This window comes from Paraburkholderia haematera (genome assembly GCF_905220975.1).
GTDB classification, from domain to species: domain Bacteria; phylum Pseudomonadota; class Gammaproteobacteria; order Burkholderiales; family Burkholderiaceae; genus Paraburkholderia; species Paraburkholderia haematera.
This window is the reverse complement of the sequence record NZ_CAJNBK010000001.1, coordinates 728,152-742,792: the sequence shown is the minus strand read 5'-3', so window position 1 is coordinate 742,792 and position 14,641 is coordinate 728,152. Positions and strand designations below refer to the sequence as shown.

Below are 14,641 nucleotides of genomic sequence, written 5' to 3'. Positions count from 1 at the left end.
CGTCGATGCGCTGCGTCTATGCGCTGTTTCCATGCACTGCTTCTACGTGCGAAGGCCACCCATGAAAAAACCGCGCGGCCCTTGCAGGCTCGCGCGGTTTTTTCATCAACTAGCGGTGTAGCGCAGCTTACTTCTTGAAGTTCGCCACGCCTTCGCTGATTTCCTTGTGAGCGGCTTCGATGCCCGCCCAGCCTTCGACCTTCACCCACTTGCCCTTTTCCAGCGCCTTGTATTGCTCGAAGAAGTGCTTGATCTGGTCTTTCAGGTACGCCGGGACGTCGTCGATCGACTTGAGATCGGCGGTCATCGGGCAGACCTTGTCGTGCGCGACGGCAACCAGCTTCGCGTCGACGCCGGATTCGTCGGTCATTTGCAGCATGCCGAGTGCGCGGGCACGAACCACCGAGCCAGCCAGCAGCGGGAACGGCGTGATGACCAGCACGTCGACCGGGTCGCCGTCGCCCGACAGCGTTTGCGGAATGTAGCCGTAATTCGCCGGATAGCGCATGCCGGTGCCGATAAAACGGTCGACGTGGAGCAGGCCCGTTTCCTTGTCAGCTTCATACTTCACCGGATCGCTTTGCGCCGGGATTTCGATGATGACGTTGAAATCTTGCGGAAGGTCTTTGCCTGCGGGGACGTGATTGAAGCTCATGAGCGCTCTCTGATCAGAAGGAATTCGGAACACGGCGTGCGGCGCGCGAACTCGAGCGGCGTGAATCGTGAAACTCGCCGGGACGAGGCGCTACGGCCGGACAGTGCGGAATACGCCATTATAGCCAATCGGCCGATGGCACCTTGAGTTGGATCGGCGCGATAATCGTCTGGCGTCGCTCGATTGTGCCTCTCGTTTGTGAACAACGCGTATTTGAACCTCAGCTTGAACCCCGGCTTGAACCCCGGCTGCGCGACATCTCAAGGAGTCTGCATGGAAGAAGCCCGACACTTCATCAACGGCGAATGGGTTGCCGCATCAGGCCGCGAGACCATCGCCGTGCTCGACCCCTCGGATGGCCAGCCGTTCGCTCAACTGGCGCGCGGCACCGCAGCGGATATCGACGCCGCGGTCCACGCCGCCCGCCGCGCCTTCGAAGGCGCGTGGGGCGAGGCAAGCGCCGCCGAACGCGGCCGCGTGCTGTACCGGCTCTCGATGCTGGTCGCCGCGCATCAGGAAGAACTCGCCCAACTGGAAGCCCGCGACACCGGCAAGCCGCTCAAACAGGCGCGCGCCGATTCGGCTGCACTCGCCCGCTATTTCGAGTTTTACGCCGGCGCGGCAGACAAACTGCACGGCGAAACGCTCCCCTATCAGGCCGGCTACACGGTGTTGACAATCCGCGAGCCGCACGGCGTGACCGGTCATATCGTGCCGTGGAACTACCCGATGCAGATCTTCGGCCGCAGCGTCGGTGCGGCGCTCGCCACCGGCAATGCGTGCGTCGTCAAGCCGGCGGAAGACGCGTGCCTCTCGGTATTGCGCGTCGCCGAACTGGCGGCCGAGGCAGGTTTGCCGGCCGGCGCGCTGAATATCGTCACCGGTTTTGGGCATGAAGCGGGCGCGGCCCTCGCGCGTCATCCCGGCATCGATCACATCTCGTTCACCGGCTCGCCCGAAACCGGCAAGCTGGTGACGCAGATGGCCGCCGAGAACCACGTGCCGGTCACGCTGGAACTGGGCGGCAAATCGCCGCAAATCGTTTTCGCCGACGCGGATCTCGACGCAGCGCTGCCGGTGCTGGTGTCGGCGATCGTGCAGAACGCCGGGCAAACCTGCTCGGCGGGCAGCCGCGTGCTGATCGACCGCGCCATTTACGAGCCGCTGCTCGACCGGCTGAGCGGCGCGTTCCACGCGCTGCGCGTCGGACCGTCGCATGCCGATCTCGACTGCGGTCCGCTGATCAATGCGAAGCAGCAACAGCGCGTCTGGGACTTCCTCTCCGACGCCCAACACGACGGCATCCCGATGGCGGCCCACGGTGAAGTCATCCCCGAGGCGCCGGAAAGTGGTTTCTATCAAGCGCCCACGCTGCTGCGCGACGTGCCCGCGAGCCACCGTCTCGCGCGCGACGAAGTGTTCGGCCCCGTCCTCGCCGCGATGCCGTTCACCGACGAAGACGAAGCGCTCTCGCTCGCCAACGGCACGCAGTACGGCCTCGTCGCGGGTATCTGGACGCGCGACGGTGCCCGTCAGATGCGCCTCGCACGGCGCCTGCGCTCCGGCCAGGTGTTCATCAACAACTATGGCGCGGGCGGCGGCGTCGAATTGCCGTTCGGCGGCGTGAAGCATTCAGGCCATGGGCGTGAAAAGGGTTTCGAAGCGCTGTATGGCTTCACGGTGTTGAAGACCATCGCCATTCGTCACGGTTAGTCGGGCACTCGCATTTCGCTACAAGTGAACGGAAGTCAGCGGGAAGCAAGCGGGAAATAAGCGGAAACAGGCGCATCACCATCCACAACAAGCAATGGAGACATCATGCGGTTGACAGGTAAAACGGCCATCGTCACGGGTGGCGGCTCGGGTTTCGGTGAAGGCATCGCGAAGACCTACGCGCGCGAAGGCGCGAACGTCGTGGTCAACGATCTGAACGGCCCCGCGGCCGAACGTGTGGCGAGCGAAATCGCGCTCGCCGGCGGCAAGGCTATCGCGGTAGCCGGCAACGTCGTGCTACGCGAGGACTGGCAAAAGCTGCGCGAGGCCGCGCTCGAAGACTTCGGCAGCGTGCAGATCGTCGTCAACAATGCCGGCACGACGCATCGCAACAAGCCGGTGCTCGACGTGACGGAAGCCGAGTTCGACCGCGTCTACGCGGTGAACGTCAAAAGCATCTACTGGAGCGTGCAGGAATTCGTGCCGTATTTCCGCCAGCAAGGCGGCGGCTGCTTCATCAATATCGCGTCGACGGCCGGCGTGCGGCCGCGGCCCGGCCTCGTCTGGTACAACGGCAGCAAAGGCGCGGTGATCATCGCCAGCAAGTCGCTCGCCGTCGAACTGGGCCCGGACCGTATTCGGGTGAACTGTGTGAACCCCGTGATGGGCGAGACAGCGCTATTGTCGGAGTTCATGGGTGTCGAAGATACGCCGGACAATCGCAAGCGCTTTCTCGCCGGCATTCCGCTCGGGCGCTTCTCGACACCGCAGGATATTGCCAACGCGGCACTGTATCTCGCCTCGGAGGAGGCGGAGTTCATCACCGGCGTGTGCCTCGAAGTGGACGGCGGGCGCTGCGTGTGAGCGCGGGTTCTTCCGGTACATTCAGCTCGGCTAGAATCGCGATCGAAGCCCGCACGTCATTTCCACAAGAAAAAAGGAGACACCATGGCTAGTCCCGCAGATCCGCTCCACCATCCCGGCGCGGGGGCGCCACCTTCCACTTTCGAAGAGGCGACCTACCGCAAGGTCACGTGGCGGCTCGCGCCGTTCCTGATGCTCTGCTACGTGGTCGCGTATCTCGACCGCGTCAACGTCGGCTTCGCCAAGCTGCAAATGACCACCGATCTTGGCCTGAGTGACGCGGTCTACGGCTTCGGTGCGGGGATTTTCTTCCTCGGCTATTTCATCTTCGAAGTTCCGAGCAACGTTATCCTTCACAAGGTAGGCGCACGCGTGTGGATCGCACGGATCATGGTGTCCTGGGGCGTGATCTCCATGCTGACCATGTTCATCACCACGCCGACCATGTTCTACGTGATGCGCTTCCTGCTCGGGCTCGCCGAAGCGGGCTTCTTCCCCGGCATCATTCTGTACCTCACGTACTGGTATCCGGCGCATCGGCGCGGGCGCATGACCACCTTGTTCATGACGGCAATCGCGTTGTCCGGCGTGATCGGCGGCCCGGTGTCGGGCTACATCCTGAAGAGCTTCAACGGCATGAACGGCTGGCATGGCTGGCAGTGGCTGTTTCTGCTCGAAGGGATCCCGTCGGTCATCGTCGGCGTCATGGTGTTCCTGATGCTGGACGACCGTATCTCCAAAGCGAAATGGCTCACTGCAGAAGAAAAGCAGTTACTCGAACGCCAGGTATCCGCTGAGGAAGCCACCAAGCACGACATGCCGATTCGTCAGGTGCTCACGAGCGGCCGCGTGCTGATGCTGAGCCTCACGTACTTCTCGTTCGTGATGGGCCTGTATGGCGTGAGCTTCTGGCTGCCGACCATCATCAAGGCGACCGGCGTGACGGACTCGTTCATGATCGGCCTGCTGTCCGCGATTCCGTTTGCGGCAGCGGTGGTCGCGATGGTGTTCGTGTCGCGTAGCGCGGACCGCAAGCGCGAGCGGCGCTGGCATATCGCGTTGCCGGCGTTCGCGGGGGCAATTGGCCTCGTGCTCTCCGTGGTGTGGGCGCACAACACGGTCCTGGCAATGGCCTCGCTCACGCTCGCGACCATGGGCATCCTGACCACCCTGCCGCTGTTCTGGAGTTTGCCCACTGCGATCCTCGCCGGCACGGGCGCGGCGGCCGGCATTGCGATGATCAATTCGATCGGCAATCTCGCGGGCTTTCTCAGCCCGTATGCGGTTGGCTGGCTGAAGCAGGCGACGGCGGCGAACGATTCCGGCATGTATATGCTGGCGGCGTTCATGATCCTGGGCGGACTGCTCGCGATCAGCGTGCCCGCGACGATGGTCAATAAGTAACAGCGGCTCGCTGGATAACGTGACGCAGGTTGAAAGCACCGCGTCACGAGTCAAGCTTAGCGGCTTAGCGGCTTAGCGGCTTAGCGCTTCAACGAAAAAGCCCCCGGCTTGAAACGCCGGGGGCTTTTTTCCTTCTACCGGAGCGCACGATCAACCGCACGCCGCATCGATCAAAGCATCAAACGATATTCATCGCCAACGCGCTCTCGCGATAGTGCTGGCTCGCCTTTTCGGCATCGCCGAGCTGTTCATGCAAACGCGCCAACGCGCGATGCGAACGAATCTTCAGCGTCTCGTTGTCGGCCAGTTTCAGCGCGCGCTCGAGGAACGATTGCGCCTTGCCCCACAACTGCTGGTGCAGACACAAGCGGCCCAAGGCGAACATCAGGTCCGCGTCTTCCGGGCGATCCTTCTGCCACCCTTCGGCCTTCTGGATCAGCGGCAACGCGTCGCCCCCGGTCGTGTCCGGATAACGGCGCAGCAGACGCGCGTCCCAATTCTGCGCCAGCGCTTCTTCGACGATCTTGCGTGCTTCCTGCGGACGATTCAGCGACACCAGCAGTTCGGCGGCGACATCGGCGAGACGCGGTGAGTGACGTTCGGTGGCCGACAGCGAACTCCACAACTCCAGCAGCGCATCGGCGTTGTGACGCCGGTCGCGCAACAGGTTCTCCGCCGCAAGCTGGCGCAAACGCACCGCCACCGCCGGATGGATCGCTTCGCGCTTTTCCAGCGTCTTGACGAGCTTGAGCACTTCACTCCAGTTCTTCAATTGCTGTTGCGCGCGCAACATGATCTGCTGCGCGTGAATGCGCCGCGCACCCTGCGATTGCATTTCGGTGAGCGCGGTCAGCGCGCCGTCCGCGTCGCGGCCATCGGCGCGCATGTCGGCGGTGGCCATCAGGCGTGCGTCCTGCCAGTCGGCTTCTTCGATCTGGGCGAGCCATTCGTCGCGCCGCGCGTATTCACGCATGCGGTGCGCCGCGGTGGCCGCGATCAAACCGGCCGCGCCCTTGTTGTCGCCATTCGTAAGCGAATCCTTCGCGGCTTTTTCAGCGCGCGAGAAACGCCCGGCGTACAGATTGCCGATCGCGTCGCGCAATGCGGCGTGCGCCTTCGCGACCCGCGAGCGAGCGCGATAGGCCGCCACGCGCTGCGGCATGCGCCAGATGTTGCGCACGATGCGCAGCAGCGCGTACAACAGGATGAACAGCACCACCAGCCCGACCACGAACAGATTCAGCGAGATGTCGACGCGATACGGCGGATAGATCAGCAGCACCTGCCCCATGTCGAAGCGCCCGACCACCGCCAGCACCACCGCGATGGCGAACAGCAACGCGAGCCATAGAAGTCCCCGGATTGCCATGATTAACCTCGGCTCCGGTATTGATTGACGGCCTGCAGGCTGGTGTTCAGACTCGGCAGTTCAACCGCGGCCGAGCCCGCATCCACCTGCTTGACCAGATCGGCCACGGTCTGCGTTTTCTTCGACGTATTGTCGAAGTAGCGCGTGAGCGCCGCCTGCGCCGCCTGCAGGTCGGACTTCAGCGTGGTCTGGTTGCGCGAGAGCAGCGCAAGCCGCGCCGACAGCAAGCGCAGCTTCAGATTCTCGCGCACGAAGTAGCCTTGATCGGGCGTGACCAGCATCGCGTCGGCGTTGTCGATGCGGCGCACCTGGACGAGGCTCGTCAACTGCTGGCCGATGCCGGTCGTGACCTCACGCCACCACACTTTCCAACGCGGCTCACCGGTGGCCGCGGCCACCTTCGCCGTGTCGGCCCAGGTGGCGGCCTTCGGCGTGGCGTGGGCAATTGGTGCCTCGCCCGAGAGCGGCAACGCGTCGACCTGGTCGATCGCGTTGTCGAGCTTGATCGCCATCCCCGTCAGATCCGTGGACGGCGCGGCCTTCAGCTTGTCGATGTCTTGCGCGATCGCTTTGCGCACGGTCACAGCCTGCGGGCTATCCGAGGCGGCGAGACGCGTGTCGGCGCTTTGCAGCGCGAACAGCGCGAGTTGCGTGTTGCCGGTGAGCTGCAATTGCTGGCTCGCGGCCGACAACATCTGGCCGACTTCGGCCATCGTCCAGTCGTCGCGATTGCGGGCGAGATCGGTGTATTGCTGTTGCAGTGCCTGCTGCGCGGTTTGCGCATCAGCGAGCTTGCCTTCGAGTTGCGCGACCTGCGCGTCCGATTGATGCACCGTAGCCAGCGCCTGATCGGTCTTGACGCGCAGGTCGTTGGTCTGCGCGTCGTTGGCTTGCTGGCGTTGCGCGAGTTGCTGCTCGGTGCGCTCCACCTTGCGATTGAGCGCATAGCCGCCCACGCCCGCCGCACAGGCGATGACCACGACGACAAACCACAGCAGCGGTCCGCTCGCGCTGCGGCGCTTTTGCGCTTCGTAGGGCGTGAAGGGGGGATTCGGCGGCAACGCAGTGCTTGCGGCCGGCTGGGGTGAAGCGTTCGTGGATGCGTTCGTTTCAGTCATGCGTGATTTAGCCGGTGAATGAGCCGGGTTGGACGGTACCGGTTGAACTACGGTCGGCACGGCAGCAAGCAAGGCGCGGGCAATGCGATCATCGCCCGCGCCGGACACCGTAATGCTATCAAAACCCAATGCCCGCGCGGTCTGCGCAATACGGGGATGCGGCGTGACGAGGTTGGCGTGCTTCAGTTGCGCGATTTCGCCGGCGGTCAGATGCTCTTGCGCGAGTTCATGCAGGTTGCGCACCCCTTCCGAACTGGTGAGCAGCCAGGCGTGCGGCTCGCCGGCAAGCAGCGCGTGCACGCGCGCCCAGCCGCCGATCGACGGCTCCGGTACGAGGCGGCGATAGGCCGCGACGGTTTCGACTTCGGCGCCGGCTTCGCGCAAACGGTCGGCAAGCCATTCGCGGCCGCCGTCGCCGCGCACGATCAGGACGCGCTTGCCTTCGAGGCTCGCCGCGCCGAGCGCCGTGTCGATCGCCGCGAACAGGCCTTCGGAATCGAAGCGCGCGGTATCGTCGTCGGCTACGGACGGCGGGCTGATGACCTGGTATGCCGGCGCGGTGACGCCCTGGCGCGCCAGCGCCTGCACACTGCCCGGCCCGACTACGCCGATCGGCAGCGCGTGCGGCCAGATTGCATCGCTACGCGCAAACGCGTGATCGACCGCGTTGGGCGACACGAACACCACCAGTGCATAGCGTTCCAGCGAAGCCAGCGCGCTGCGCAATGGCGCTTCGTCCGTGACAGGCGCGATGTCGATCAACGAAAAATCGAGCGCAGCAATGCCTGCCGCCGCGAGTTGCGCGATCAATTCGTTCGACTGACCGGCCGGTCGCGTAATCACAACCGTGAACGCCGCCTTGCCGACGGATGAGGATGCGTTGCCCGGGATATCGGCCGCCATCACTCGCCGGTCGCCGCGCTGTCCGACGCGCCGTCGGCTGACGCTGCCGCGGGACCGCTGGCCGTGCTCAGCGCACGGACGATGTCCATTGCGCCTTGCTGTTCGAGCGCATTCGCCACTTCCTGGCCAAGCGCAACGGCGTGTTCGACGGTGGGCGCCGGCCCCGATGCCTGCGCGCTCAGGACACGCTGGCCGTCGGGCGTAGCGACGATGCCGCGCAGATGCAGCGCACCGTCGTGCCAGGTTGCGTAGGCCGCGAGCGGCACTTCGCAACTGCCGCCAAGGGCGCGCGACACCATCCGCTCCGCCTCAACGGCCGCTGCCGTATGTTCGTGATGCAGCGGCGCGAGCCACGCCGCGAGGTCCGCGCGATCGGCGCGAATCTCGATGCCGAGCGCGCCCTGACCGGCTGCGGGCAAGCTGTCTTCAGGATCGAGCAGCGCGCGGATGCGCTCGCCGAGACCCAGACGCTTCAAACCGGCCGCCGCCAGAATGATCGCCGCGTAGTCGCCGCGATCGAGCTTGGACAGGCGCGTATCCAGGTTGCCGCGCAACGGCCGCACCACGAGGTGCGGGTAACGCATGCGCAGCATGGCCTCGCGGCGCAGGCTGGAGGTACCGACCACGGCGCCGGCCGGCAGCGCGGCAAGCGAGTCGTACTCGTTGGAGACGAGCGCGTCGCGCGGATCTTCGCGCTCCATGATGGTGGAAAGCGCAAAGCCGGCGGGCAATTCCATCGGCACGTCTTTGAGCGAATGCACGGCCAGATCGGCGCGGCCGTCGGCCAGCGCCGCTTCCAGTTCCTTGACGAACAGGCCCTTACCACCAACCTTCGACAAAGTGCGATCGAGAATTTGATCCCCACGTGTCGTCATTCCGAGGATTTTTACGTCACAAGATGGATATAATTTGTGCAGCGCACATCGCACATGCTCTGCCTGCCACATGGCAAGGCGGCTTTCTCGCGACGCAATCACAAGCGTGTGGGGTGGCGCAAAAAACGTCTCGGTGTTCATTAGCTTGCTGATCGAATGACGGGATGTAATAACAATCAATGTTAGCACGCGCCCTTGTGTCTCAAGGCACAGCGGAGCGCCGTGCCGGCGCGGTATCGATGGAGGAGACGGGGTTCGCCGAGCGCGCGCCTGCCCCATCCCAGCCTGTTCAAGCACGGTCGTTCGCGCACCGGGGCGCGGCATGCGGGATGATGCAATGCGGCGCAACGTGCCTCGCGCGCCAGTCGCGCATGCACTGTGCTTCGTGCAGCTAATGCACTTTGTGCGCTTCGCGCACATGCACGCGTGGCCATCCTCTCTGGCGCATTGCCATCGGCGCATACCGCTTTGTCCAGGCTTTGTCCAAGCCTCGTGCTGGTTTCATGCTGTTTCGTGCAGTTCACGTTGCAACTCATAGTGCAGTTCCGCAGTAGCAGTTCATCACTCAACAGACCCTGGCTTCCCTGAGGAAACCCATCGTGACGTCTTCCGGATCGGCGCGCCCTGCCCGCCGCAACACTGCATCGCCCAAGGCTCAAGCAGCCGACGCCGCCGCTTCTGCCTCCGCCGCAACGGCCACCCCGTCCACATCGGCTAAACGCGCCGGCAAAGCGGCCAAGGCAACCCAGGCCGCTCACGTCGCCAAAACGCCCAAGTCCGCGAAAACCTCCGCGCCCGCGAAGGCGGACAAAGCGGTGAAGGCCGTCAAGACAGAGAAAGCAAAGCCAGCCGCCAAAGCGCCCAAGCTGCAAACCGTTTCCCAGGAGACGATCGCACCCGCGTCGAAAACCAGCGGCCGCACGCGCGAGGACAAGGATCATCCGCTGTTTCAGGACATCCGCTATCTCGGCCGCCTGCTCGGCGACGTGCTGCGCGAACAGGAAGGCGACGCGGTGTTCGACGTCGTGGAGACGATCCGCCAGACCGCCGTGCGTTTTCGCCGTGAGGACGACAACGCCGCCGCGCAGACCCTCGACAAGAAACTGCGAACGCTCAGCCCGGAGCAAACGGTCAGCGTGGTGCGCGCGTTCAGCTACTTCTCGCATCTTGCGAATATCGCCGAAGACCGCCACCGCAATCGCCGTCACCGGATTCACGCGCTGGCCGGTTCGACCTCGCAACCGGGCACCATGGCACACGCGCTCGAACGGCTCGTCGAGGCGAACGCCGCCGCGACGCCGGTTCTGCAGCAGTTCTTCAACGAAGCGTTGATCGTGCCGGTCCTGACCGCGCACCCTACCGAAGTGCAGCGCAAGAGCATTCTCGACGCGCAGCACGACGTCGCGCGCCTCCTGGCCGAACGCGATCAGCCGTTGACCAACCGCGAACGCGCGCGCAACGAAGCCATGTTGCGCGCCAGCGTCACGTCGCTATGGCAAACGCGGATGCTGCGCGACTCGCGTCTGACGGTTGCCGATGAAATCGAAAACGCGCTGTCGTATTACCGCGCCACGTTCCTCGAAGAAATTCCGGCGCTCTACGCCGACATCGAAGAAGCGCTCGCCGAGCACGGCCTCGACGCGCGCCTGCCGCCGTTCTTCCAGATGGGCAGCTGGATCGGCGGCGACCGTGACGGCAATCCGAACGTCACGGCCGAAACGCTCGAACACGCGATCACCCGCCAGGCCGCGGTGATCTTCGAACACTATATGGAGCAGGTGCACAAGTTGGGCGCCGAGTTGTCGGTGTCGAACCTGCTGGCCGGCGCAAGCGACGCGTTGAAAGAACTCGCGGCCGCCTCGCCCGACCAGTCGCCGCATCGTACCGACGAACCGTATCGGCGCGCCTTGATCGGCATGTACACGCGACTCGCGGCCAGTGCGCGCGTGCGTCTCGGCGAAGGCAGCGTGCCGGTGCGCAGCGCGGGCCGCGGCGCGGCGCCGGTGCGCGCCAAACCGTACGGCGACTCCGCCGAATTCGTGCGCGACCTGCACGTGCTGATCGATTCGCTCGCCGAGCATCATGGCGCGCCGCTCGCGGCACCCCGCCTGTCGCCGCTCGCGCGCGCCGCCGAAGTGTTCGGCTTCCATCTGGCGAGCATCGACTTGCGCCAAAGCTCGGACATCCATGAAGCGGTGATCGCCGAGCTGCTGAAACGCGCGGGCGTCGAAGAGGACTACGCGTCGCTCTCCGAAGAAGACAAGCTCAAGGTGCTGCTCGCCGAACTGTCGCAGCCGCGCGCCTTGCGTCTGCCGTACGGCGAGTACTCCGACCTCGTGAAGAGCGAACTCGGCGTGCTCGAAGAGGCCCGCGTCACGCGCGAGAAGTTCGGCGCGCGCGCGGTGCGCAACTACATCATTTCGCACACCGAGACCGTTAGCGATCTGGTCGAAGTGATGTTGCTGCAGAAGGAAACCGGCCTGCTGCATGGCCGTCTGGGCGACGCGCACGATCCGGCGCAAGCAGGGCTGATGGTGATCCCGCTGTTCGAAACGATCCCCGACTTGCGCAATGCGCCGCACATCATGCGCGATCTGATCGCGCTGCCGGGCGTGGGTGCGCTGATCGAGCATCAGGGTAACGAGCAGGAAGTGATGCTCGGCTACTCGGACAGCAACAAGGACGGCGGCTTCCTGACGTCGAACTGGGAGCTGTACCGCGCCGAGCTGGCGCTGGTGTCGCTGTTCAATGAACGCGGCGTGACCCTGCGCCTCTTCCATGGACGCGGAGGCACCGTTGGCCGTGGCGGTGGCCCGACTTATCAGGCGATTCTGTCACAGCCGCCGGGCACCGTCGACGGCCAGATCCGTTTGACCGAGCAAGGCGAGGTGATCGCCAGCAAGTTCGGCAATCCGGAAATCGGCCGGCGCAATCTGGAAACGGTGGTGGCCGCGACGCTCGAAGCGTCGCTCCTGCCGCACGGCAACGCCCCAGCGGAACTGCCTGTGTTCGAAGAAACCATGCAGCAATTGTCCGACGCGGCAATGGCGTCGTATCGCGCGCTGGTCTACGAAACGCCGGGCTTCAAGGAGTATTTCTTCGAGTCGACGCCGATCTCCGAGATCGCCGAGTTGAATATCGGCAGCCGTCCGGCTTCGCGCAAATTGCAGGACCCGAAGCAACGCAAGATCGAAGATCTGCGCGCGATTCCGTGGGGCTTCTCCTGGGGCCAATGCCGCTTGTTGCTGACCGGCTGGTACGGTTTCGGCAGCGCCGTGGCCGCGCATCTGGACAGCGCGCCGAGCGACGCCGAGCGCACCCGCCGTCTTGCGCTGCTCAAGAAGATGCACAAGACCTGGCCGTTCTTCTCGAACCTGCTCTCCAACATGGACATGGTGCTGGCGAAGACCGACCTCGCGGTGGCCTCGCGCTATGCACAGCTCGTGTCGGACAAGAAGCTGCGCAAACACGTGTTCGAGCGGATCGTCGCGGAATGGGAGCGGACGTCAAAGGTCTTGTCGGAGATCACCGGCAAGAGCGAACGGCTCGCGGAGAACCCGCTGCTCGCGCGTTCGATCAAGAACCGCTTCCCGTATCTCGACCCGCTCAATCACTTGCAGGTCGAGTTGCTCAAGCGTCACCGTGCGGGCGATACGAACGCACGCGTGCGGCGCGGGATTCATTTGAGCATCAACGGGATTGCGGCGGGTTTGCGTAATACGGGCTGATCGAAGCCGATCGAACGGGCGGTCTATCTCTCGCGGTAGCCGCCCGAAAGAGGAAGCCGGGCGCGGAGCAGTTTGCCGCGCCCGGCTTCGTCGTTTTTGCGCCGTGTATTTTCAGGCAGTATCGCCCGCTCCTTCGATGCGTTGTTGCATTATTGCGTTATTGCGCCTCGACCATCAGCGCGTCGAGCTTGAACGAGCCGTCTTCCTCGACGTCGAAATACTGGCGCACCTCATCGGGCGATTTGCTCCACAGCGAGCGAATCGCGATCACATGCGGCTCCGGCGTGCGCATGCGCGCCACCCACGAGCTGAACTCGATCGCGATGCGCCAACGCTCGCGAATCGATGCCTTGAAACCGGCCGCCTCGAAAAACGCGATCCATTCGTCGGCGCGGTAATCGCGGATATGCGAGCCGTCGCGCAACACTTCGATTGACTGGATATACGTGTCGAGCAGCGGATGATCGATGCCGGCGATGTCGATGAACAACACCTTGCCGCCCGGCTTCAGCACGCGCCGCACTTCGGCCAACGCGCGCGGCACGTCGTGCCAGTGATGCGCGCTCATCCGGCTGATGATCCAGTCGAACGAATGGTCGTCGAACGGCAGCGTTTCGGCGGCGCCCTGTTGCGTACGGATGTTGCTCAGGCCGCGGTCCTTCGCGGCGCCGTCGACAGTCGCGAGCATTTGCGGCGCGATGTCGTACGCGACCACTTCCTTTGCGTGCGGTGCCACCGCGAAACTCGCGTGACCCGCGCCGCAGCCCATGTCGAGCACCTTTGCATCCGGCGTCGCGGCGATCGATCGCGCCAGCGTCTGCAGATCGGCGCCGGTGGCATGCGTCTGACTCGTCAAATACGCGGCGGCGGTCGAGCCGAAGGCGTCGGCAACTTGATCGTGGTGCTTCATGGAAGGCTCCGGTTATCTAGGTGGGGTTGGACGGGCTTGGGCCGGTGGGTCTTAACAGCGCTGCGCCGTTCCAGCCGTTACAATAGAACCCGCCGTGTACCAGTACAAGTTAAGCAATTATTCTGGTATCGATAACACCACCCCCGACACCCCACCAAGCGTTGCCTGATAAGAATGACCACGCCGCCCTCCGCCGACAACCCGCCGCCGCTCGACGCCACGCCTGCCCGCGCGCTCGGCGATTTCATCCGCGCTCACCGCGAACGGCTCACGCCGCAAGCGCTCGGCCTGCCGCCCGGCCCGCGCCGCCGCACGCCCGGCTTGCGGCGTGAGGAAGTCGCGCAACTGTGCGGCGTGAGCCCGACCTGGTACACGTGGATCGAGCAGGGCCGCCCCGTCTCCGCCTCTGCCGAGGCGCTGGCGCGCATTGCCGTCGCGCTGCAACTGTCGCGTGCCGAGCGGGCGTATCTGTTCGAGCTGGCCGCCCAGCGCGACCCGGCCGAGCCCGATCCGGCCGCCGCCGACGCGCCCGCCACCCTGCTCGAAACCGTCCAGCTCGTGAACGCACCGTCTTACGTGCTCGACCGGCAGTGGAACGCGCTCGCCTGGAACGCGCGCGCCGCCGACCTGTTCGTCGGCTGGCTGGACGGCACGCACGATCGCAATCTGCTGCGCTACACCTTCACCGAGCCCGCGGCACGGGCGTTGATCGTCGACTGGGACACTCGCGCGCGGCGCCTCGCTGCCGAATTCCGCGCGGATTCGATCCGCCATCTGAACGACGCCCCCACGCGCGGGCTGATCGACTCGCTCACCGCCGCCAGCGACGCATTCGCCCGCTTCTGGGCGTCGCAAGACGTGGGCGGCCGTGAAGGCGGCCGGCGCGAATTCAACCATCCGCGCGACGGCCGCATTGTCTACGACCAGATCACCTTCAAGCCCGCGCATCGCGAGGATCTGAAGCTGGTGGTGCTGGTGCGGGAGTAGCCGCGCTTTCCTGTACAGCCTCGGGCGGGCGGCGTCTTTGATGCCGTCCGCCAGTGTTAAAATCCCAGTCTTTCGCTCATTCCGATGGCGCCTGCACCGTACGCAAACGCCGTCA

At 64.6% G+C, this 14,641-nt stretch carries 10 protein-coding genes; 5 read left to right on the top strand and 5 right to left on the bottom strand.

Annotated features, from left to right (window positions below; genetic code table 11):
- Positions 1–127: 127 nt before the first annotated feature.
- Positions 128–655: an inorganic diphosphatase gene (gene ppa, locus KHO23_RS03280; protein WP_211609602.1), complete on the bottom strand. Its 528-nt coding sequence runs from the start codon at positions 653–655 to the stop codon at positions 128–130.
- 273 nt (positions 656–928) lie between these two features.
- Here ppa and KHO23_RS03275 point away from each other — a divergent pair, with 273 nt between their 5' ends.
- The 3 genes from KHO23_RS03275 to KHO23_RS03265 all read left to right on the top strand — a co-directional run bounded on the left by KHO23_RS03275 (position 929) and on the right by KHO23_RS03265 (position 4,636).
- Positions 929–2,368, top strand: a complete 1,440-nt coding sequence (locus tag KHO23_RS03275; protein ID WP_211609601.1) for an aldehyde dehydrogenase family protein — start codon at positions 929–931, stop codon at positions 2,366–2,368.
- Between the two features lie 105 nt (positions 2,369–2,473).
- Complete coding sequence (locus KHO23_RS03270; RefSeq protein WP_211609600.1) at positions 2,474–3,232, top strand: SDR family oxidoreductase; 759 nt, start codon at positions 2,474–2,476, stop codon at positions 3,230–3,232.
- 84 nt (positions 3,233–3,316) lie between these two features.
- Positions 3,317–4,636, top strand: a complete 1,320-nt coding sequence (locus KHO23_RS03265; RefSeq protein ID WP_211609599.1) for an MFS transporter — start codon at positions 3,317–3,319, stop codon at positions 4,634–4,636.
- Between the two features lie 178 nt (positions 4,637–4,814).
- Here the strand turns inward: KHO23_RS03265 and KHO23_RS03260 are convergent, their stop codons facing one another.
- The 3 genes from KHO23_RS03260 to hemC are packed head-to-tail and all read right to left on the bottom strand — an operon-like array spanning position 4,815 to position 9,042.
- A complete protein-coding gene (locus KHO23_RS03260) occupies positions 4,815–6,005 on the bottom strand; it encodes a heme biosynthesis protein HemY (RefSeq protein ID WP_211609598.1) in 1,191 nt (396 codons plus the stop codon).
- A 2-nt stretch (positions 6,006–6,007) separates the two neighbouring features.
- On the bottom strand, positions 6,008–8,026 hold the full coding sequence (gene hemDX / locus KHO23_RS03255; RefSeq protein WP_211609597.1) for a fused uroporphyrinogen-III synthase HemD/membrane protein HemX: 2,019 nt from the start codon (positions 8,024–8,026) through the stop codon (positions 6,008–6,010).
- Positions 8,026–9,042 (bottom strand): hydroxymethylbilane synthase, encoded by a 1,017-nt coding sequence (gene hemC, locus KHO23_RS03250; RefSeq protein WP_211609596.1) that lies wholly within the window; start codon positions 9,040–9,042, stop codon positions 8,026–8,028. Before hemC ends, hemDX begins: the two co-directional genes overlap by 1 nt.
- Positions 9,043–9,500: 458 nt before the next feature.
- Between hemC and ppc the strand changes: the two genes are divergently transcribed.
- Complete coding sequence (gene ppc / locus KHO23_RS03245; RefSeq protein WP_211609595.1) at positions 9,501–12,629, top strand: phosphoenolpyruvate carboxylase; 3,129 nt, start codon at positions 9,501–9,503, stop codon at positions 12,627–12,629.
- Positions 12,630–12,786: 157 nt separating this feature from the next.
- Here ppc and KHO23_RS03240 read toward each other — a convergent pair whose 3' ends face one another.
- Complete coding sequence (locus tag KHO23_RS03240) at positions 12,787–13,539, bottom strand: class I SAM-dependent methyltransferase (RefSeq protein ID WP_211609594.1); 753 nt, start codon at positions 13,537–13,539, stop codon at positions 12,787–12,789.
- A gap of 174 nt (positions 13,540–13,713) precedes the next feature.
- On the opposite strand from KHO23_RS03240, the gene KHO23_RS03235 reads away from it, so the two are divergent.
- A complete protein-coding gene (locus KHO23_RS03235; protein ID WP_211609593.1) occupies positions 13,714–14,526 on the top strand; it encodes a helix-turn-helix transcriptional regulator in 813 nt (270 codons plus the stop codon).
- Positions 14,527–14,641: the final 115 nt, after the last annotated feature.

Bases quoted from the DNA above. Each gene is read 5' to 3' on its own strand.
- ppa (WP_211609602.1), bottom strand. From the start codon at position 655: ATGAGCTTCAATCACGTCCCCGCAGGCAAAGACCTTCCGCAAGATTTC.
- KHO23_RS03275 (WP_211609601.1), top strand. From the start codon at position 929: ATGGAAGAAGCCCGACACTTCATCAACGGCGAATGGGTTGCCGCATCA.
- KHO23_RS03270 (WP_211609600.1), top strand. From the start codon at position 2,474: ATGCGGTTGACAGGTAAAACGGCCATCGTCACGGGTGGCGGCTCGGGT.
- KHO23_RS03265 (WP_211609599.1), top strand. From the start codon at position 3,317: ATGGCTAGTCCCGCAGATCCGCTCCACCATCCCGGCGCGGGGGCGCCA.
- KHO23_RS03260 (WP_211609598.1), bottom strand. From the start codon at position 6,005: ATGGCAATCCGGGGACTTCTATGGCTCGCGTTGCTGTTCGCCATCGCG.
- hemDX (WP_211609597.1), bottom strand. From the start codon at position 8,026: ATGGCGGCCGATATCCCGGGCAACGCATCCTCATCCGTCGGCAAGGCG.
- hemC (WP_211609596.1), bottom strand. From the start codon at position 9,042: ATGAACACCGAGACGTTTTTTGCGCCACCCCACACGCTTGTGATTGCG.
- KHO23_RS03240 (WP_211609594.1), bottom strand. From the start codon at position 13,539: ATGAAGCACCACGATCAAGTTGCCGACGCCTTCGGCTCGACCGCCGCC.
- KHO23_RS03235 (WP_211609593.1), top strand. From the start codon at position 13,714: ATGACCACGCCGCCCTCCGCCGACAACCCGCCGCCGCTCGACGCCACG.